The sequence below is a fragment of the Herbaspirillum sp. UBA812 genome, from assembly GCF_002296545.1.
In the GTDB taxonomy this organism is placed as follows: Bacteria; Pseudomonadota; Gammaproteobacteria; order Burkholderiales; family Burkholderiaceae_D; genus Herbaspirillum; species Herbaspirillum huttiense.
The window spans coordinates 1-19451 of the sequence record NZ_DBIC01000151.1 but is presented as its reverse complement, the minus strand read 5'-3'; the positions used below and the strand labels follow the sequence as shown (position 1 = coordinate 19451).

General features: G+C 64.4%; 19 protein-coding genes and 1 pseudogene. 15 read left to right on the top strand and 5 right to left on the bottom strand.

The genetic code is table 11. The annotated features are described in order from the left end of the window. Window positions 1-73: 73 nt before the first annotated feature. From B3873_RS09590 to B3873_RS09565, 6 genes are all read left to right on the top strand, one after another. Window positions 74-988: a carbohydrate ABC transporter permease gene (locus tag B3873_RS09590; RefSeq protein ID WP_134134117.1), complete on the top strand. Its 915-nt coding sequence runs from the start codon at window positions 74-76 to the stop codon at window positions 986-988. A 73-nt stretch (window positions 989-1061) separates the two neighbouring features. Further along, window positions 1062-1916: a carbohydrate ABC transporter permease gene (locus B3873_RS09585; RefSeq protein ID WP_209534101.1), complete on the top strand. Its 855-nt coding sequence runs from the start codon at window positions 1062-1064 to the stop codon at window positions 1914-1916. A gap of 15 nt (window positions 1917-1931) precedes the next feature. Next, window positions 1932-3065 (top strand): ABC transporter ATP-binding protein, encoded by a 1134-nt coding sequence (locus B3873_RS09580; RefSeq protein ID WP_286865570.1) that lies wholly within the window; start codon window positions 1932-1934, stop codon window positions 3063-3065. A 3-nt stretch (window positions 3066-3068) separates the two neighbouring features. Next, window positions 3069-3986: a BadF/BadG/BcrA/BcrD ATPase family protein gene (locus B3873_RS09575; protein WP_286865568.1), complete on the top strand. Its 918-nt coding sequence runs from the start codon at window positions 3069-3071 to the stop codon at window positions 3984-3986. Further along, on the top strand, window positions 3983-5110 hold the full coding sequence (gene nagA, locus B3873_RS09570) for an N-acetylglucosamine-6-phosphate deacetylase (RefSeq protein WP_286865567.1): 1128 nt from the start codon (window positions 3983-3985) through the stop codon (window positions 5108-5110). The genes B3873_RS09575 and nagA overlap by 4 nt, the downstream gene beginning before the upstream one ends. Further along, window positions 5103-6113, top strand: coding sequence for an SIS domain-containing protein (locus B3873_RS09565; RefSeq protein WP_286865590.1), 1011 nt, complete (start codon window positions 5103-5105; stop codon window positions 6111-6113). Before nagA ends, B3873_RS09565 begins: the two co-directional genes overlap by 8 nt. Window positions 6114-6116: 3 nt before the next feature. On the opposite strand, the gene B3873_RS09560 is transcribed toward B3873_RS09565, so the two are convergent. After that, window positions 6117-7004 carry a LysR family transcriptional regulator gene (locus B3873_RS09560; protein WP_039784772.1) on the bottom strand — a complete coding sequence of 296 codons (888 nt, stop codon included), beginning with the start codon at window positions 7002-7004 and terminating at the stop codon, window positions 6117-6119. A gap of 188 nt (window positions 7005-7192) precedes the next feature. Between B3873_RS09560 and B3873_RS09555 the strand changes: the two genes are divergently transcribed. After that, entirely contained in the window at window positions 7193-7603 is a 411-nt protein-coding gene (locus B3873_RS09555) for a hypothetical protein (protein ID WP_039784771.1), read from the top strand. 357 nt (window positions 7604-7960) lie between these two features. Next, complete coding sequence (locus tag B3873_RS09550; RefSeq protein WP_286865562.1) at window positions 7961-9664, top strand: DUF3300 domain-containing protein; 1704 nt, start codon at window positions 7961-7963, stop codon at window positions 9662-9664. An 84-nt stretch (window positions 9665-9748) separates the two neighbouring features. Here the strand turns inward: B3873_RS09550 and B3873_RS09545 are convergent, their stop codons facing one another. Continuing rightward, on the bottom strand, window positions 9749-10270 hold the full coding sequence (locus tag B3873_RS09545; RefSeq protein WP_209533979.1) for a GNAT family N-acetyltransferase: 522 nt from the start codon (window positions 10268-10270) through the stop codon (window positions 9749-9751). A 438-nt stretch (window positions 10271-10708) separates the two neighbouring features. On the opposite strand from B3873_RS09545, the gene B3873_RS09540 reads away from it, so the two are divergent. The 4 genes from B3873_RS09540 (at window position 10709) to B3873_RS09525 (ending at window position 15126) form a co-directional block, all read left to right on the top strand. Continuing rightward, entirely contained in the window at window positions 10709-11422 is a 714-nt protein-coding gene (locus B3873_RS09540) for a gluconate 2-dehydrogenase subunit 3 family protein (protein WP_286865558.1), read from the top strand. 53 nt (window positions 11423-11475) lie between these two features. Then, entirely contained in the window at window positions 11476-13248 is a 1773-nt protein-coding gene (locus B3873_RS09535; RefSeq protein WP_088755552.1) for a GMC family oxidoreductase, read from the top strand. Window positions 13249-13262: 14 nt separating this feature from the next. Then, window positions 13263-14537 carry a c-type cytochrome gene (locus B3873_RS09530; protein WP_286865554.1) on the top strand — a complete coding sequence of 425 codons (1275 nt, stop codon included), beginning with the start codon at window positions 13263-13265 and terminating at the stop codon, window positions 14535-14537. 157 nt (window positions 14538-14694) lie between these two features. Next, window positions 14695-15126: a hypothetical protein gene (locus B3873_RS09525; protein WP_039784766.1), complete on the top strand. Its 432-nt coding sequence runs from the start codon at window positions 14695-14697 to the stop codon at window positions 15124-15126. A 15-nt stretch (window positions 15127-15141) separates the two neighbouring features. Here the strand turns inward: B3873_RS09525 and B3873_RS09520 are convergent, their stop codons facing one another. Beyond that, a complete protein-coding gene (locus B3873_RS09520; protein ID WP_034331719.1) occupies window positions 15142-15474 on the bottom strand; it encodes an ArsR/SmtB family transcription factor in 333 nt (110 codons plus the stop codon). 125 nt (window positions 15475-15599) lie between these two features. On the opposite strand from B3873_RS09520, the gene B3873_RS09515 reads away from it, so the two are divergent. Together B3873_RS09515 and B3873_RS09510 are read left to right on the top strand one after the other, a co-directional pair. Further along, on the top strand, window positions 15600-16688 hold the full coding sequence (locus tag B3873_RS09515; protein WP_286865551.1) for an NADH:flavin oxidoreductase/NADH oxidase: 1089 nt from the start codon (window positions 15600-15602) through the stop codon (window positions 16686-16688). 180 nt (window positions 16689-16868) lie between these two features. Further along, a complete protein-coding gene (locus B3873_RS09510) occupies window positions 16869-17021 on the top strand; it encodes a hypothetical protein (protein WP_166675108.1) in 153 nt (50 codons plus the stop codon). 385 nt (window positions 17022-17406) lie between these two features. On the opposite strand, the gene B3873_RS09505 is transcribed toward B3873_RS09510, so the two are convergent. Beyond that, a complete protein-coding gene (locus B3873_RS09505; protein WP_039784764.1) occupies window positions 17407-18030 on the bottom strand; it encodes a glutathione S-transferase family protein in 624 nt (207 codons plus the stop codon). Window positions 18031-18234: 204 nt separating this feature from the next. Between B3873_RS09505 and B3873_RS09500 the strand changes: the two genes are divergently transcribed. Further along, on the top strand, window positions 18235-19134 hold the full coding sequence (locus B3873_RS09500; protein ID WP_286865548.1) for a DMT family transporter: 900 nt from the start codon (window positions 18235-18237) through the stop codon (window positions 19132-19134). 73 nt (window positions 19135-19207) lie between these two features. On the opposite strand, the pseudogene B3873_RS09495 reads toward B3873_RS09500, so the two are convergent. Then, window positions 19208-19451 (bottom strand): annotated as a pseudogene (locus B3873_RS09495) (ornithine cyclodeaminase family protein); the annotation flags it as partial.

Here is a 19451-nt window from a genome sequence, read left to right as displayed (position 1 = left end):
GCAACGCACTACCCCGGAGCCAAGGACCCGCCAAGAGGTCTGCTCCCTCCCCCATCAGGAACAGGAGACCCCCGTGAAAACCATCCGCGCCTGGCAACTGGCGGTGCTGCTTGCACCCGCCGTGCTGATCTACGCACTCTTCAGCGCCCTGCCCCTGCTCGATACCCTGCGCCTCGGTTTCTACACCGCCAATGATGCAGGCGTGCGCAGCTTCGTGGGCCTGGACAACTACCGCACCATCCTGTTCGATCCCGACTGGTCGGCCGCCTTCTGGAATGCGATGTGGAACAACGTCAAGTTCTTCTGCATCCACATGGCCCTGCAGAATCCCATCGGCCTCTTGCTGGCCTCGCTGTTCAGCCTCAAGGGACTGCGCGGTGCACGCACCTACCGCACGCTGATCTTCCTGCCCACGCTGCTGTCGGTGGTGATCATCGGTTTCATCTGGCAACTGATCCTCTCGCCGCTCTGGGGCGTGGGCGAGAAACTGCTGGGCCTGGTCGGCCTGGCCGACTGGTTCGCGCCCTGGCTGGGGCAGGAATCGACCGCACTGCTGACGCTGTCGCTGATCTCGGTGTGGCAGTACGTGGGCATTCCCATGATGCTGATCTATGCCGCCCTGCTGGCAGTGCCCGAAGAAGTGCTGGAAGCGGCACATGCCGAGGGCGCCAGCGGGCTGCGCATCTTCTGGCAGATCAAGCTACCGCTGATCTACCCGACCCTGGGGCTGGTGACCATCCTCACCTTCGTGGCCAACTTCAATGCCTTCGACCTGATCTATTCGGTCAAGGGCGCGCTGGCCGGTCCCAACTACGCCTCCGACCTGCTGGGTACCTATTTCTATCGCACTTTCTTCGGCTACCAGGCGCAGATCGGCAGCCCGACCATGGGCGCGGCGGTGGCGACCCTGATGTTCCTGGTGATCCTGGCGGGCGTGGGGGCCTATTTCGTGATGGTGCAGCGTCGGCTGACGCGCTACGCCCTGTGACGGCAAGGAGAACGGCATGCAGCTTTCCTCCTCCGTCGGCACTTCTTCCACTTCTGCAACTATCCCGACCACCATGCGCAAACCCTCGCTGATCCAACGCAGCTTCGGCTCCGCCGGCCATCTCTGGGTGCATGCGGTGCTGTGCCTGTATGCGGTGATCGCGCTGTTTCCGATTGCGCTCATCCTCATCAATTCGGTCAAGACCCGCAATGCCATCTTCGAAGGCCCGATGGCCCTGCCCACAGCCGAGACGCTGACCTTCGCCGGTTTCCAGAAGGTGCTGGCGGGCACTCACTTCCTGCTCTACTTCGGCAACAGCCTGGCCGTCACCCTCGCCGCCCTGCTGCTGATCCTGCTCTTCGGCGCGATGGCGGCCTGGGCGCTGACCGAGTACCGCTTCTTCGGCAACCGTGCGCTGAACTTCTTCATCGCCATCGGCATCATGATCCCGATCCGGCTGGGCACGGTCTCGATCCTGCAGCTGGTGGTGGCGCTGGACCTCATCAATACGCGTACCGCACTGGTGCTGGTCTACACGGCGCAAGGGCTGCCGCTGGCGGTGATGATCCTGTCCGAATTCATGCGCCAGATTCCGGGCGAGCTGAAGGACGCGGCGCGCTGCGATGGCGTGGGCGAACTGAGCATTTTCTTCCGCGTGATCCTGCCGCTGCTGCGTCCGGCCATTGCCACCGTGGCCGTGTTCACCATGATCCCGGCCTGGAACGACCTGTGGTTCCCGCTCATCCTGGCGCCCGGCGAAGACACCCGCACCGTCACGCTGGGCGTGCAGCAGTTCATCGGGCAATACGCCACCGACTGGAATTCGGTGCTGGCGGCGCTGTCGATGGCGGTCATCCCGGTGCTGATCCTGTACATGGCCTTTTCGCGCCAGCTCATTCGTGGCCTCACCTCAGGCGCGGTCAAATAATTCAAAGGAGACTTCATGGCACACGTCAACATCAAGCAATTGCGCAAGACTTACGATGGCCGCGCCGATGTGCTGGCCGGGCTCAACCTGGATATCCGCGATGGCGAATTCTGCGTACTGGTCGGGCCTTCCGGCTGCGGCAAGTCGACCCTGCTGCGCATGCTGTGCGGGCTGGAAGAGATCAGCGGCGGTGAACTGGCCATCGGCGGCGAGGTGGTCAACCACCTGCCGCCGGCCGAACGCGGTATCGCCATGGTGTTCCAGAGCTATGCGCTGTATCCGCACATGAACGTGTACAAGAACATGGCCTTCGGCCTCAAGGTCGCCGGCAGCAGCAAGAGCGACATCGATGCGCGCATCCGCCATGCGGCCTCCATCCTCAAGATCGATCACCTGCTGCAGCGCCTGCCGCGCGAACTCTCGGGCGGCCAGCGCCAGCGCGTGGCCATCGGCCGCGCCATCGTGCGCCAGCCGCGCCTGTTCCTGTTCGACGAGCCGCTGTCCAATCTCGATGCCGCGCTGCGCGTGCAGACCCGGCTGGAGATCGCCAAGCTGCACCGGCAACTGGCGGCCACCATCGTCTACGTGACGCACGACCAGGTCGAGGCCATGACCCTGGGCGACAAGATCGTGGTCATGCACGAGGGCCGCATCCAGCAGGCCGGCACGCCCCTGGAGCTGTACCAGCAGCCGCAGAACCTGTTCGTGGCCGGCTTCATCGGTTCACCGAAAATGAATTTCTTCCCCGGCGTGGTCACGCGCTGCGACGACAGCGGCGTGCAGGTCGAGATCGCCGGCGGACTGCGGCTGCTGGCCGATGTCGACCCGCAGGGTGTCTCGCCGGGTGCAGCGGTCACGCTGGGCCTGCGCGCCGAACAAATCCGCGAAGGGCTGGGCGACGGCCAGCCGCTGCGCGGCGTGGTCAACCTGGTGGAACACCTGGGCGAAGCCAACTTCCTCTACGTGACGCTGGAAGGCGGCCACGACATCGTGGTGCGCGGTGACGGCAATCGCAGCGTGCACATCGGCGAGCTGATCGCGCTCTCCGTACAAAGCCACGCCTTCCATCTCTTCGATGCACAAGGGCAGGCGCTGCGCCGGCGCAATCCCGGCAACCTGCAGGCAGCGCGTCGCCTCGCAGAGGACTGAAGCATGGACGCTATTGCCTATCTGCTGGGCATCGATGGCGGCGGCACCAAGACCCTGGTGCGGCTGACCTCGCCGCAAGGGCAGGTGCTGGCGCAGGCCAGCGGCCCGGGTTCCGCATTGCGCATCGGCGCAGCGCAGGCGTGGCGCGTCATCGGCCAGACCATCGACGCCGCCTTTGCCGGTGCCGGACTCCAGCGTCCCGCCGATGAGACGCTCGCCGTCGGCATCGGCATCGCGGGCGAGAACGTGGCGCAGTGGTCGGCCGACTTTCGGGCACAGGCACCGGCCTTCGGCGTGCTGGAAATCGTCAACGATGGCGTGGCCACCTTGCTCGGTGCGCATGGCGGCGCGCCCGGTGCCATCATCGCCGTGGGCACCGGCACCATCGGCCTGTCGCTGGACCTGGATGGCAGCCGCCGCGTGGTCGATGGCTGGGGTTTTCCCAGCGGCGACGATGGCAGCGGCGGCTGGATGGGCCTGCGCGCCCTGCACCATGCCCAGCTGGCGCTGGATGGGCGCAGCCATCGCGGGCCGCTGGCCGACGCCGTGCTGGAACTGTGCCGCAGCGAACTGCCTGCCGAACCGGCACGCGATGAGCGCGCCACCTTGCTGGACTGGCTGGCGCAAGCGGACCAGGCCGCCTTCGCCCGTGCAGCGCGGCCGGTGGTAGCGCATGCCCATGACGATGTCGCCGCGCGCAACATCCTGCAGGCGGCGGCCGCCGAGATCAGCCGCATGATCGATACCCTCGACCCCGCACAGTGCCTGCCGCTGGCGCTGTGCGGCGGACTGGCCGCCGCCTTGCAGCCCTACCTGGAACGCCGCCAGCAGGCCCGCATCGTGCCGCCGCAAGCCGATGCGGTGGACGGGGCCCTGCTGCTGGTGCGGCGCGCCCTGCAACCCAAGGAGACCCCGGCATGAATGCACTGACCCAATTGCACGGCAACGTGCTCACTCCCCACGGCTGGACCCATGGCAGCATGGTCTTCGACCAGCGCATCCGCTCCATCGACGGCCGCCCGCTGCGGCAGCAGCCGCGCGTCATCGATGAAGGCGACTACATCCTGCCCGGCTTCATCGACTTGCACGTGCATGGCGGCGGCGGGCGCGACGTGATGGAAGGGGGCGACGCGGTGCAGGTGCTCTCGCGCCTGCATGCACGTCACGGCACCACGAGTCTGCTGGCCACCACCATGACCGCGCCGCTGGACGAACTGGAGGTGGCGTTGAAGGCCATCCGCAGCTCCACCGACGCGCGCCTGCCCGGCCATTCGCGCGTGTTGGGCGTGCATCTGGAAGGGCCCTACATCAACCCCGGCAAGCTGGGCGCGCAGCCCGACTTCGCCATCGCGGCGTCGCTTGAGCAGGTGGATTATCTGGACGGTCTGGCCCCGATCAAGCTCATCACCATCGCCCCGGAAGTGGACGGCCACCTGAAGCTGGTCTGCAAGCTGGCCCATCGCGGCATGAAAGTACAGATCGGCCACACCGCCGGCAGCTATGACGATGGCGTGGCCGCGCTGGCGCATGGAGCCTCGGGCTTCACGCACCTGTTCAATGCCATGAGCGGTTTCCATCATCGCGCGCCCGGCATGGTCGGTGCGGCGCTGGCCCATGCGCAGTATGCCGAACTGATTCCGGACCTCCTGCACGTGCATCCCGGTGCCATCCGTGCGGCGCTGCGTTCCATCCCGCGCCTGTTCTGCGTGACCGATTCCACGGCGGCAGCCGGCATGCCCGATGGCGACTATGCGCTGGGCAGGCAAGTGGTGCACAAGTGCGCGGGCGGCGTGCGGCTGGATGATGGCACCCTGGCCGGCAGCGTGCTGACCATGGACCAGGCGCTGCGCAACCTCATTGCGCTGGGCATGGACGTGGCCGAAGCCTCGCTACGCACCTCGACCTATGCTGCGGATTACCTGGGCCTGGCCGACCGTGGCCGCCTGGCCACCGGCCACTACGCCGACGTGGTGGTGCTGGACCGGCAATTTGCCCTCAAGGCTGTCTATGTGGAAGGAGAAGAGATTGACCTCGCTGATGCTTAAGGAAGCCCGCTCTGCGGCCGATTACGTGGCCGTGCAGCTGACCCGCGACCAGGACCGCTATGCCGCACTGGGCGCGCAACTGCGCGCTGCGCCACCGGCGTCCATCGTTACCGTGGCGCGCGGCAGTTCGGACCATGCGGCCGCCTATTGCGCCTATCTCATCATGGCGCGCCTGGGCCGCATCGTGGCGTCGCTGCCGATGTCGCTGGTGACGCTGAACCGGGCCCCGCTGCAGGTGCGCGATGCGCTGGCCATCGCCATCTCGCAATCCGGGCAGAGTCCGGATGTGGTGGAGCCGATCCGCTATTTCCACGCGCAGGGAGCGAGCACGGTGGCGCTGGTCAACCAGGCCGATTCGCCACTGGCGGCGGCGGCGCAGTGGAGCCTGCCGCTGCATGCGGGCGTGGAAGCCAGCGTGGCGGCTACCAAGAGCTTCATCGCCAGTCTGGTAGCCGGGGCCTTGCTGACGGCGCATTGGCAGGATGATGCCGCGTTGCTGGATGCACTGGCGCAGTTGCCGGAGGCGCTGCGGGCGGCGTGCGAATGCGACTGGTCAGCGGCGGTCGAAGCCTTGGTCCCGGCCAATCGGCTCATGATCGTGGGGCGCGGCATCGGCTTCCCGCTGGCGCTGGAGGCGGCGCTCAAGTGCAAGGAGACCTGCGCCATCCAGGCCGAGGCCTTCAGCGGCGCGGAGATCAAGCACGGGCCGATGGCCCTGATCGAAGACGGTTATCCGCTGCTGATGTTCGCCACACGCGGCCCCTCGCAGGCGGGCATGCTGGCGCTGGCCGCCGAGATGCGCGCACGCGGGGCCAGGGTGTTGCTGGCGGCCCCCGAGGATGTGATCGAGCGCGACCTCACCTTGCCCGTGGCCGCCACGCCGGACCTCGATCCCATCGTGGCGATCCAGGCCTTCTATGTGATGGCGGCGCAATTGTCCGCCGCACGCGGGATGGATGCCGACCGGCCACGGCATCTCAACAAAGTCACAAAAACGAACTAAGGTTCATGCCTGTGCCTGCCGCGCCTCCTCAATGAAGGCGCGCAGGTAATCGATCTCCACATCGCTTTCACGCGCGCCCAGGTAGATGTGCTTGGCGATGCCCTGTTTGCCCAGGCGCACCGGCACGATCTCCATCTGTTCGGCATATTCCAGTACCAGCCAGCGCGGCAGGGCTGCCACGCCGCGCCCGCTGGCCACCATCTGCAACATGATGTCGGTGGTCTCGATGGTCTTGTGGCGGCGCGGCACGATGCCGGCCGGGGTCAGGAACTGGGTGTAGATGTCGAGCCGGTCCACCGGCACCGGATAGGTCACCAGCACCTCGTTGTTCAATTGTTTGGGCTTGACGTAATCGGCGCCGGCCAGCGGATGGTCGGCCGCCACCACCAGTACCTGTTCGTAATCGAACACCGGCTCGAACACCAGGCCGGGCTTGTCCAGCGGATCGGGCGTGACCAGCAGGTCGATCTCGTAACCGAACAGCGCACCGATGCCGCCGAACTGGAATTTCTGCTTCACGTCCACATCCACATCCGGCCAGGCGGCCAGATAAGGCGACACCACTTTCAGCAGCCATTGGTAACAGGGGTGACATTCCATGCCGATGCGCAGCGCGCCGCGCTCGCCCTGGGCGAACTGGCGCAATCTTTCTTCGGCCAGGTTCAGTTGCGGCAGCACGCGGTTGGCGACGGCCAGCAGGTATTGGCCGGCTTGCGTCAGACGCAGGTGGCGGCCTTCACGCAGCCAGATGTCGGTGCCGAGCTGCTGCTCCAGCTTCTTCATGCTGTGGCTGAGTGCGGATTGCGTGACGTGCAGCACGCCGGCCGCCGCCGTCAGCGAGCCCTGGCGTTCGACTTCCTGCACGATGGAGAGGTGGATGCGGTCCAGCATGATGATGAATGGAACTCATGGTTGAGGAGGAATGCATCATTTTAAGTCATGTATTAAAACTGCTCATCCGGCCATGTTTCAGTTGTAATCTGCGCAGGAAGAAGTGACATACAAGATCAACCAGGGACCGGCAGACTACGTCCATGCCAAGCCGCTTTCCATCCTGATCACTGAACGAGGAGCTCATCATGCGCATTTCTTTCCGCACCCTTTCCGCCCTGTGCAGCATCGCCACCATCGGCACCCTGGCCGTCTTCGCGTCGGCGTTCAGCCAGAGCGCCTATGCCGCCTCGGCCAGCGAACTGGACCAGGCCCTGTCCCCCCATCGTGCCATGGTGCGTACGGCACTGGCACCCCAGACCGGCAGCATGAATGACAGCGGCAACACCATGCAACTGGCATCCAACAGCGAATCTCCCTCCTGCCGCAGCCTGCGCATGCAAGCGGAGCGCGCGCGCACCGGCGATCCGAGCAACGTGCAACGCGCCCCCGTGCCGGGCACCTGGCGCGATGGCCGCTTCACCATGAACGGACCGGGCAACATCGAGTATGGCGAACGCGCCCGCATCGAATCGCGGTACATGAGCGAGTGCCGCTGAAAATCTTAGTTTTTCCTTGCTGCATCTCTCCTGTTGGCAGACCTTCATGGTCTGCCTTTTTTGCATTGACCTTGCAAATCGCTGACAAGACCATCTCGCCAACGCCCGCTTCTGGTGCGACTTTCCAGTCAGTGCTTTGTCAGTTTCCCGTACGGCGCGATCTTTCCGCGTGACGGAGAACGAAGTCGAACCTTTCTCCACAGCCGTGCTCGAAACCTAACAATGCGCGGTGGCCTGACATGGCCTGCGCTGTTACATCCCATCACAATTCTGCAGTCAACTGCGCATCGCCGCGTGTCGTTAGCCAGGCTATCGCAACGCGTTTTCCGTGCGCCGTCACGGATCGAGGACTTCATCATGACAACAAGAAACAGATCTTCCGCCATCATCGTCTCGGCTTCGCTGCTCGGTGCGGTGCTGGCCCTCTCCGCCTGCCAGAAGCAGGACGCCGTCCCGCCCACCGCAGCCGCCGCACCGGCTGCGCCGACCACGCCGCCCTACACGCCGCCCACGGCCGCGCAACTGTCGCAGATGGTGGCCCCCATCGCCCTGTTCCCGGACAAGCTGGTGGCGCAAGTGCTGGCCGGGGCCACCTACCCGGACCAGATCGTCGCCGCCAACCAGTGGCTGGGACAGAATGGCGCGCTCAAGGGCGATATCCTGCAGGCAGCCGAAGACAAGCAGCCCTGGGATGTCAGCGTGAAATCGCTCACCATGTTCCCGGCGGTGCTGTCGCAGATGGCCGCCAATCCCGACTGGACGCGCTCGCTGGGCGATGCCTTCGTCAATGATCCCAACGATGTGATGAATGCCATCCAGGCCCTGCGCCTGCGTGCGCAACAGGCCGGCAACCTCAAGAGTTCTTCGCAGCTGAAGGTGGTCAGCACGGTACGCAGCAGCGACACCGTGCGGGTGGAAGATGCGCCCGCGCCGCGCACCGTCTACGCCGGTGCCCCGGTGATCCCGCCGCCGCCGCAGACCATCGTCATCGAGTCCAGCCAGCCGGATACGGTCTACGTACCGGCCTACAACCCGGCCGTGGTCTATGGTCCGCCGGTACCGGTGTATCCGGGCTATGCCTATCGTCCGCCCAGCCCGGTGGCCAATGAAGTGGTGGTGGGTGCGCTGTCCTTCGGCGTGGGCGTGTTCGTGGGCGAGGCCATCAGTCATCACAGTGACTGGGGATGGCATGACTGGGGCATGCATTGGGGTGGCGGTGGCGGCGGCGATCGCCCGTCCGGCGACTGGCAGCGGCCGGCCGTGGTGTACAAGAACACCACCTATGTGTCGCACTCGACCACCGTGATCAATCGCGTGACCAACAACAACGTGACGGTCAACAATACGCGCGTGGTGAACAACAACGTGAACAACGTCAGCAACGTCAATAACGTCAGCAATGTCAGCAACGTGAACAACGTGCGCAATGTCGACGAGCGCAACGTCAACAACCAGACCCGCATCGACAACCACCGCGAACAGGTGGCACCGGCGGCCATGAGCATGCCGCATTTCACGGCCAGCGATGCACGTCCCGGCGCGATGCCGTCACTGCGCGCGCAGGAAACTCAGCAGAAGATGGCGCAGGCCAACCTGCATGCACAGCCGCAGGCGCAGAAGGAAGCCGTGCAGGCAACGGGTGCGCACCCGCATCAGGAAGCGCCACAACAGGCACAGCGCGAGCAGCAGGAGCAACGCCAACTGCAGCAGCAACAACAGGAGCAGCGCGCGCAGAAGGAACAGCAGTCAGCACGCGAACGTGAACAGGCCCAACAGAATGCCGCGCAACAGGCCCGCCAGCAGGCCGAGGAAAGAAAGGCCCAGGCGATGAAGCAGGAAAACCTTCATCCGCAGATGCAGGCGCATGCTGCCGCCGCGCCCCGTGAAGAACGTCCGCCGCAGCACGAACAGAAGGCCGCCCCCGAGCGGCATGAGGCAGCGCCCCATGCACAGGAAGCGCACGCGCAAGCGAAGCACGAGCCGGCCAAACACGAGGAAGACAAGCGCGCCAACGACAAGCACGAAGGCGAGAAGCACGAGGGAGAAAAGCACAACGGCTGAGGCCGTGAGCCCCTTCCTCGCATCGCTGAGTAGCAACACAAAGGGCCGCTTCCATGCGGCCCTTCGTGTTTGACGCTGCGGCAATCAGCTGCCGATCTTGTCCGGGTCAGTGCGCTGATCCAGCGTCAGTTGCAGGAAGGCCAGGTCCAGCCACTTGCCGAACTTGGTGCCGACCTGCGGCATGTGGCCGACCTGCTCGAAACCGAGCTTCTTGTGCAGGGCGATGGAGCCGACATTGCTGGCATCGATGGCGGCCACCATGACGTGCTTGCCGACCGCGCGGGCACGCGGGATCAGGGCTTGCATCAGGGCCACGCCCAGGCCTTCGCCACGGTGATCCTTGTGGACGTAGACCGAATGTTCCACCGAATGGCGGAAACCATCGAAGGGACGCCAGTCACCGAAGCTCGCATAGCCCAGCACCTTGTCGCCCTCCACCGCCACCAGCACCGGATAGCCCAGTTGGCGACGGGCCGCCAGCCAGTCCTGGCGGTTCTGGTCGTCCACCAGCTTGTCGCTCCAGATGGCCGTGGTATTGACCACGGCGTCGTTGAAGATCAGGGTGATGCCGGGGATGTCGGCAGGGGAAGCGTCGCGGATCTGCATGGTGTCTCGGTCTCGGAATTCGGGGTCTGCAGCGACAATGCTGCGGATGAGCAGTGTAGCCGAAGACGGCCATGGCAGGATCTTGCCGCGAGGCAGCGTCTTAAGACATCTGACAACTAGAGGTGTTAGAATGCGTGCGCTCATCCATAGAGCAACCCGCCTGGCCTGATCGACCGTGGCCAGGACCGGGAATCACAAGAAATGCCAGCCCCGCAAGCTGGACGCAAGATCGGAGACGCGTTGACCCACTCTGAGATTGCGACCCATGCCCCATTCCATTGCAACGACGTCTCATCCTGCGCAGGCCGCCCCACGCGGCATTGCGGGTGCCGGCGCGCGTGCCGTGCAGCGGTCATGGCGGGCGCAGTCCTGCCCGATGCGTCCGTGTCCCGATGCCTCGCGCAGCTTGTTTTCCACCCACTCCACTTTGCTCACATCATGACCACCAAGTTCAGTCCCTCGCGGCGTGCCGTCCTCGCGGCCACCGCAGCGGCAGTGCCGCTAGTCTCGCTGCCCCTGCTCAAGCAGGCCCGGGCCGATGGCCTGGAAGGCATCGAGCTGCAACACTACAAGCCGGTGTTCTTCAATGCCGCCCAATGGCTCTTCATCCTGGCCGCCTGCGACCGCCTGATCCCCGCCGAAGGGCGCGGGCCGGGCGCGCTGGAAACCAATGTGCCGGTCTTCATCGACCAGCAATTGCATGCCGGCCTGGGCAGCGACATCTACCAACAGGGGCCGCACCAGACCGATGCACCGGCCACGCTGGGCATCCAGATTCCCTATGCACCGCAGGACGTCTACCGCATCGGCATCGACCTGAGCCAGCAGATCAGCCAGCAACAGCACGGCAAGCGCTTCGAGCAGCTGGAGGCCAAGGACAAGGATGCCCTGCTGACCTCGCTGCAGAAGAACGCTGCGGACTTTGCCGCACTAGGCGAGAAGGCGATGAAGCCTTCGCAGTTCTTCGGCCAGCTGCTGGGCGATACCAAGAACGGCTACCTGGCCGATCCCATGTACGGCGGCAACAAGGACATGAAGGCCTGGGTGGCCATCGGCTTCCCCGGTGCGCGTGCGGCCTATACCGAATGGGTGGACCAGCACAACGTGAAGTATCCGCTGGGACCGGTGAGCCTGTCGGGCAAGCGCGCCTGATGCGCGGCCCCGTCTCCTCGTTCACGCCTGCAACCTCTTACTGACTTAATTCAATGCCTAACATTACCAACGACGACGTCGACGTCGTCATCGTCGGCCTCGGCTGGGCCGGCTCCCTGATGGCCATCGAACTGGCCCAGGCCGGCCTGAAGGTACGCGCCCTGGAGCGCGGCCCGGACCGTCCGCCGGAAGACTTTGCCTATCCCAAGCCGGCCGACCAGTACGGCTACGCCACCCGCAACAAGGTCTTCGCCACCCCGCGCGATGCTGCGCTGACGGTGCGCTACAACACTGCGCAGCAGGCGCTGCCGACCCGCAAGTGGGGCGCTTTCGCGCCCGGTACCGGCGTGGGCGGCTCGGGCCTGCACTGGACGGCGGTGCTGATCCGCGCCACACCGACTGACCTCAAGCTCAAGACCTACGCCGACCAGGCCTACAAGCACAGCAGTCTCGATCCCGAGATGCGCATCAAGGATTTCCCCTTCACCTGGAACGAGATCGAGCCGCACTACGATTTCTTCGACAAGGTCTGCGGCCTGTCGGGCAACACCGGCAACCTGCGCGGCCAGATCCAGCCGGGCGGCGATCCTTTCGAAGGACCGCGCTCGAACCCCTATCCGCTGCCGGCGCTGCACGACACCTACAACAACACCCTGTTCGCCGACGTGGCGCGCAAGCTGGGCTACCATCCCTTCCCCAATCCCTCGGCCAATGTTTCGCAGGCCTGGACCAATCCGTATGGCGCACAAATTGCACCTTGCAACTATTGCGGTTTCTGCAGCAAGTATCCCTGCCTGAACTATTCCAAGGCCTCGCCGCAGACCACCATCCTGGATGTGGTCAAGCGCCTGCCCAACTTCGATTACAAGGTCAACGCCAACGTCATCCGCGTGGACCTGCACGCGGACAAGAAGACCGCACGCGGCGTGACCTACATCGACGAGAACATGAAGGAAGTGTTCCAGCCGGCCAAGATCGTGATCCTCTCCAGCTTCCAGTTCGCCAACGTGCGCCTGATGCTGCTCTCGGGCATCGGCAAGCCGTATGACCCGATCACCGAGACCGGCGTCATCGGCCGCAACTATGCCTTCCTCTCCAATGGCGGGGCGACGCTGTTCTTCAAGGACAAGCACTTCAATTCCTTCGCCACGGCCGGTGCCACCGGCGAAATGTTCAACGACATCTCGCCCGGCAACTTCGACGATGGCATCAAGCTGGGCTTCATCGGCGGTGCCAAGATCCACAGTTCGCAAGCCTCGGGCGCGCCGATCGGCACGGCGCTGCCGCCGGGCACGCCCAGCTGGGGACGCGGCTGGAAGGAAGGCATGATCGACTGGTACGACCATTCCATGAAGATCAGCATCACCACCACCTGCATGTCCTATCGCGGCCACTTCCTGGACCTGGATCCGAACTACAAGGATCCGTGGGGCCAGCCGCTGTTGCGCATGACCTTCGACTGGCGACAGAACGAACTCAAGCTGCAGCGCTACCTGCGCGACATCGTGCTCAAGATTTCCAAGGAGCTCAATCCGGACCACATGTCGGAAAGTTTCCTGGCCCTGGATTCGCATTGGGACATCACCAAGTACGTCTCCACCCACAACGTGGGCGGCGCGATCATGGGCGATTCGCCGCGCGATTCGGCCTTGAACAAGTACCTGCAATCCTGGGATGTGCACAACGTCTTCGTCCCCGGCGGCAATGCCTTCCCGCAGAACTTCCAGGCCAATCCGACGGCTACCATCGGTGCCATCACGCTCATGGCCGCGCACGCCATCAAGACGCAGTACCTGAAGAACCCCGGCCCGCTGGTCCAGGCATGAAGGGGGGAGAGAACATGAAAAAAATGACTTCATTGCTGGCCGGACTGGCCTTGTCGCTGAGTGTGCTGGGTGTGTTCAATGTGGCGCAGGCGGCCGACCAGGATACGGTGGCGCGCGGCCAATACCTGGCGCGTGCCGGCGACTGCATGGCCTGCCACAGCGCGGCAGGCAAGCCGGCCTATTCGGGCGGACTGGCCATCGACAGCGGCCACGGCATCATCTACTCCACCAACATCACGCCGGACAAGGAACACGGCATCGGCAACTACAGCGAAGCCCAGTTCTCTGCGGCCGTGCGCCATGGCGTGCGCGCCGATGGCACGCAGCTCTATCCGGCCATGCCCTACCCCAGCTATGCCAAGGTGAGTGACGAGGACATCCACGCCCTCTACACCTACTTCATGCAAGGGGTGAAACCGGTGGCCTCCACGCCGCCGGCCAGCAGCATGAGTTTCCCGTTCAACATCCGCTGGGGGATGAAGCTGTGGAATGTCTTCTTCGCCAATGACAAACCGTTCAAGGAGCAGGACGGCTGGAGCGCCGAGATCAAGCGTGGTGCCTATCTGGCCGAGGGCCTGGGCCACTGCGGCAGCTGCCACACCCCGCGTGGTTTCGCCATGAACGAGAAGGCCAGCGACAGCAGCCAGGCGCAGTTCCTCTCGGGCGGCGACCTCAATGGCTGGGCGGTACCGTCGCTGCGCGGCATGCCGCACTGGAGCGCGCAGGACATCGTCGACTACCTGCAGACCGGCCGCAACAAGACCGCGTCAGTAGCGGGCGAGATGAGCCTGGTGGTGGAACACAGCACGGCGCACCTGAAGCCGGAAGACCTGCAGTCCATCGCGGCCTACCTGAAGACGCTCTCGCCAGTGGCCGCCAGCAGCAGCGGGCGCGTCACGCCGCAAGGGGCCGAGGCGACCACAAAGAAACTCACGGCCGCCAAGGACCTGAGCCTGGGCGAGCGCCTGTACCTGGACAATTGCGCGGCCTGCCACTTCGTCAATGGCAAGGGCGCGCCGGGCATCTTCCCGGTACTCGATGGCGCGACCGTGGTCAATGCCGACAATCCCAGCGCATTGCTGCACGTGATCCTGGCCGGGGCTCGCACGCCGTCCACCGAGAAGGCACCGTCGATCCTGGTCATGCCGGGCTTCGCCCATCGCCTCTCGGACAAGGAAGCGGCAGAACTGGCCAGCTTCGTGCGCCAGGGCTGGAACAACCAGGCAGGGGCCGTGTCGGAGAAGGAAGTGCGCCGGATGCGCGAGGGCCTGGCCAAGCACGGGTCCTGATCTGCTGCGCAAATCGTCGCTGTGAAGGAAAAGGCTCGCATGGCAACATGCGGGCCTTTTTTTACGCGGCTGTCACGCCATGCCGGCTGCAAGTTGATTGACCACGATGAACGATCGCGCCACTATAGCGCCCAGGCAATTCTTCTTGAAAGCACGCATGCTCCCCACCTACGGTGCCACCTATCGCGGCAAGCACATCAGCGTCTCCTGCACGCAGCAACGCGATGGCGACGTCCTTTGCACCGTGCAGATCGATGGCGAACCGGCCCCCGGCCTGCACGGCAATCCCTTCGCTTCGGTGGCCTCGGCACAGGTGGCCGGTGTCGGTTATGCGCGTGCGGTGATCGATACCCAGCTCGACAATGACGTGGCCGAGCATCACGGTTATTTCATCCGGGTCAGCAGCAGGGAACAGATCGACGGTACCTGGGTCGGCAGTTACCAGCTGCATCGCAATGACAACCCGGTCGCCTTCCGGCGCGTGGTGTGCGAGGACTTTCGCGGCAATACCTCGGTGGAGGCAGAACAGTATGCGATGGCCACGGCCTTCGTGGCAGTGGACGCCGACGTCAAGGCCGGCAAGCTCTGAGCGGACGGGAAGGCTTCAGGCCGCCTTCTTGCGGCGGGCGGGCAGCTTGTCGTGCTGGGCCAGGATGGCCGACAGCAAACCCGGAAAGCGCTGCTCGATATCGGCGCTGCGCAAAGTGTTGATGTGGGTGGTGCCATTGCTCTCGGTACGCACCAGGCCGGCTTCGCGCAAGACCTTGAAGTGGTGCGAGACGGTGGACTTGGGACGCCCGCCATCGAGTTCGCCGCAGGTCGCACATTCCACGCGCGCCAGGTGGCGCACGATCTCCAGGCGGATCGAATCGCTCAGCGCGTAGAGCACGCGCTCCAGCACGAACTCGGCAATCTCGGGATGTTTGTAGGGACGCATCTGCAAGATGATACACCCTGGGTTATACTCCTTCCATAGTTCGAAGATTTACGAACAAACGAAGCGAGTGCTGTGCCAGTGCAGCGCTTGTTGATCTCATTTTCATCATTGACAAGAAGCCACCCATGTCTGCTCTCTTTACTCCCTTCAAGCTCAAGGACCTGAACCTGCGCAACCGCATTGCCGTCCCGCCCATGTGCCAGTACATGGCGGTGGACGGCAAGGCCAACGAATGGCACCTGTCGCACTACGCCAGCATCGCCCGTGGCGGTGCCGGCCTGGTGATCGTGGAAGCCACTGCCGTGGCCCCGGAAGGCCGCATCACGCCGGGCTGCACCGGCATCTGGTCGGACGAGCTGGCGCAAGCCTTCGTGCCGGTGGTGCAAGCCATCAAGGCCGCCGGTGCCGTGCCCGGCATCCAGATCGGCCACGCCGGCCGCAAGGCCAGCGCCAATCGTCCCTGGGAAGGCGACGACCACATGGCCGCCGACGACGCGCGCGGCTGGGACACCATCGCCCCGTCCGCGATTGCTTTCGGCAAGGGCTTGCCCAAGGTCCCCAAGGCCATGAGCCTGGACGACATCGCCCGCGTGCGCCAGAACTTCGTCGATGCCGCCATCCGCGCGCGTGATGCCGGCTTCGAATGGCTGGAGCTGCACTTCGCCCACGGCTACCTGGGCCAGAGCTTCTTCTCGGCGCATTCCAACCAGCGTGATGACATCTACGGCGGCAGCGTGGAAAACCGCGCCCGCTTCCTGCGGGAAACCCTGCGCGCCGTGCGTGAAGTGTGGCCGGAACACCTGGCCCTGACGGTGCGCTTCGGCGTGCTGGAATACGATGGCCGCGACGAGCAGACGCTGGTCGACTCCATCGGCGTGGTGCGCCAGTTCAAGGAGATCGGCATGGACATGATCAGCGTGACCATCGGCTTCACCATTCCGGAAGTGCAGATCCCCTGGGGTCCGGCCTTCCTCGGTCCGATCGCCAAGCGCGTGCGCGAGGAGGCTGGCGTGCCGGTGTCTTCCGCCTGGGGCTTCGGCACGCCCGAACTGGCCGAGCGCGCCGTCAAGGACGGCCAGCTCGACCTGGTGATGGTGGGCCGTTCGCACCTGGTCAACCCGCACTGGACTTATCAGGCCGCCAAGGAACTGGGCGTGGAGCGCCCTTCCTGGACGCTGCCGGCACCTTACGCGCACTGGCTGGAACGTTATTGATGCGCTGATGCAACATCCTGCTGCGGGGCTTGCTGCCTTGGCAGCATGACAGGATGACAGCATTGCCGGACTGCAAGCCGCTCAGGGATTCCCTGAGCGGCTTGTTTGTTTTCTAGGGAAAATCACTAGAGCCAGGCAAGGTGCTTTCTCCTAAGATGAAGTCGTCTTGAGGAGATCATCATGTTCACCACCTTCCTGCTGACTGCCGTTCTCTCTACGCTGGTGACCGTTGCGTTGTCGGCAACGGGCATCTATCTGTTGGCCGAAGCGCGCTGGCGGCATCATCCGCTGGCCAGCCGTGCCAGCCTGCCGCCGCATCGGCTGCCGTATTGAGCGAGCGGGACGGCACCGTGTCCGGTGCCGCCTGGTGTGTGTCTGCCTGAATCGCGATGAAATGATGTTGGCCCCCTGGTCGTCGGACCCGGGGGATTTTTTTGCGTAAGCTGCATGCTACTTGGCGGGGCAAGACGCACCGGACTGCCAGAAAGAGCGAACCATCAAAACTTTTTTGTAACGCCTGATACGATTTCGAGGCAGGCGCAGACAATCAAAACAAATCAGTAAAACAGCAAAGTCCACAAGGGAACGCTGGCCAGCAGCAGACAGCCAAGGAAGGCGGCAAGGAAGAGCAGTTTTTTCTTTCGGGTGGCCATGGTGAACCTGCAGGACGGAAATGGGCGCGCATGCGCAAGGCCGCAGTGTACCGCGCCCGCCGCCATCAGGCCATGCCGTTGCGGCCGTAGGCGCGGAAGCCGGGCCGCTCGCTGAGACGCTCGTAATACGCTGCCACGGCCGGCAAGGGCGCATGCTCCAAGGGCGTGCCGAACCAGCGATTGACCGACAACCCGACCGGAATATCGGCCAGCGTGAATGCAGGACCCGCCACGAAACCGCCACTGTGCTGCAACTGTTGCTCCAGTACCTGCATGAAGCGCGTCCAGCCGGCGATGGAAGCCGCCAGTTGCTGCGCATCGCCATGCTCGGGCGACTTGCGCACCAGCGCCATGAAAGCATAGCTCCAGCTGCGGTTGAGGTCGCTGGCCTGCCAGTCGATCCACTGGTCGATGCGCGCGCGCAGACGCGGTGCTTGCGGATACAGCGCACCGTCACCGTATTGCCCGGCGAGATAGCGCAAGATGCTGTTGGACTCCCACAGGACGAAGCCATCATCATCAATCACCGGCACCATCGCATTGGGATTCATGGCAACGAAGGACGGCTCGCTGGTCGCCCTGAAACCGATGCCCCAGTCCTGCCGCTCAAAGGCAATGTCCAGCTCGCTGCAAGCCCACAGGACCTTGCGAACATTGATGGAAGTGTCACGGCCGTAGATCGTCAGCATGCAGGCTCCTGTACAGTAAGTGTCAGGCTGGCAAGCCTAGCAGGTGGCCCGGTACGGTGCCATGCACAGTTCTTCCTCATTCTCCCCTGTGACTGTTGCGCCGCAGTCAAGTGGCCCGGTACAAAGGCACCAACTGTACCGGGACGGTTTTCAGAAGTGGCCGTACAATCGACCTCCCACTGGCCATACCTGCCGCCCACATCCATGTCTTCCTCCAACATTGCCAAGCTGTTGCTGCTGGCTGCCATCTGGGGCACCAGCTTCATGCTCATGCGCATCGCCGCACCGGTCTTCGGCCCCATGCTGACCACCTTCGGCCGTGCCTCGCTGGCCACGCTGTCGCTGCTGGCCTTTGCCCGCATGCGCGGGGTGCCGCTGCAGTGGCGACGCAACTGGCTGCCCTACCTGGTGATCGGCATCTTCAATACCGCCCTGCCCTTCGCGCTGTTTGCCTGGTCGGCGCTGCACATTCCCTCGGCCTACATGGCCACCATGAATTCGCTGGCACCGATCTTCACGGCCATGTTCGGTTTCCTGCTGCTGGGCGAACGGCTGAGCCTGGTGCGTACCGGGGCCTTCGTGCTGGGCCTGGTCGGTGTGGCGGTGCTGGTCGGCATCGGCCCGGCACCGGTCGATGCGCTGGTGATCGCCGGAGTGCTGGCGGCCATGGGTGCGGCGGTCAGCTATGGTTTTGCGGCCACCTTCACGCGCATGCGCGCCGGCGGCATCCCGCCCATCGCCATGGCCACCGGCAGCCAGTTCGCCGCTGCCCTGTGCCTGCTGCCGCTGGCTGCGCCGTCGATGCCGCATGCGCTGCAGGCCGGCACCCTGCCTGCCTTGTTATCTGTACTGGTGCTGGGCGTGGTCTGTACCGGTATCGCTTACGCACTGTTCTTCCAACTGATTGCCGCAGAAGGGGCGACCAAGGCCATCACGGTGACCTTCCTGGTGCCGATGACGGCTTCGCTGTGGGCCTGGCTGCTGCTGGATGAACCGGTGACCGTGGGCACCGTGACCGGCATCGCCATCGTACTCATCGCCACCGCCACCGCCTTGCGGGCCAAACCGGCAGCGGCCGCCAAGGACAAGAAAGTGACTGCCTGATTCGAGGCCGCCCCTAACAAAAAGGCGCTGCGGGAAAATCCGCAGCGCCTTTTTTCATCCCGCCAGCTCCGGCTTACCAGCCGTACTGCGCGCACGCCTTGCGATACGCCAGCCCTGCCAGCGCCACATCTTCCAGCCCGATGCCGATGGCCTTGTAGATGACGATGTCCTCGTCCTGGCGCTGATAAGGCATGCTGCCATCGACAGCCTGCGCCAGTTCCATCACCTTGTCCCACGCGAACACGCCCGGTGCGCACTGCACCAGGTCGCCGGCCTCCTGCTGCGCCTGCGGCTTCCATTCCACGAACAGCGCAGCA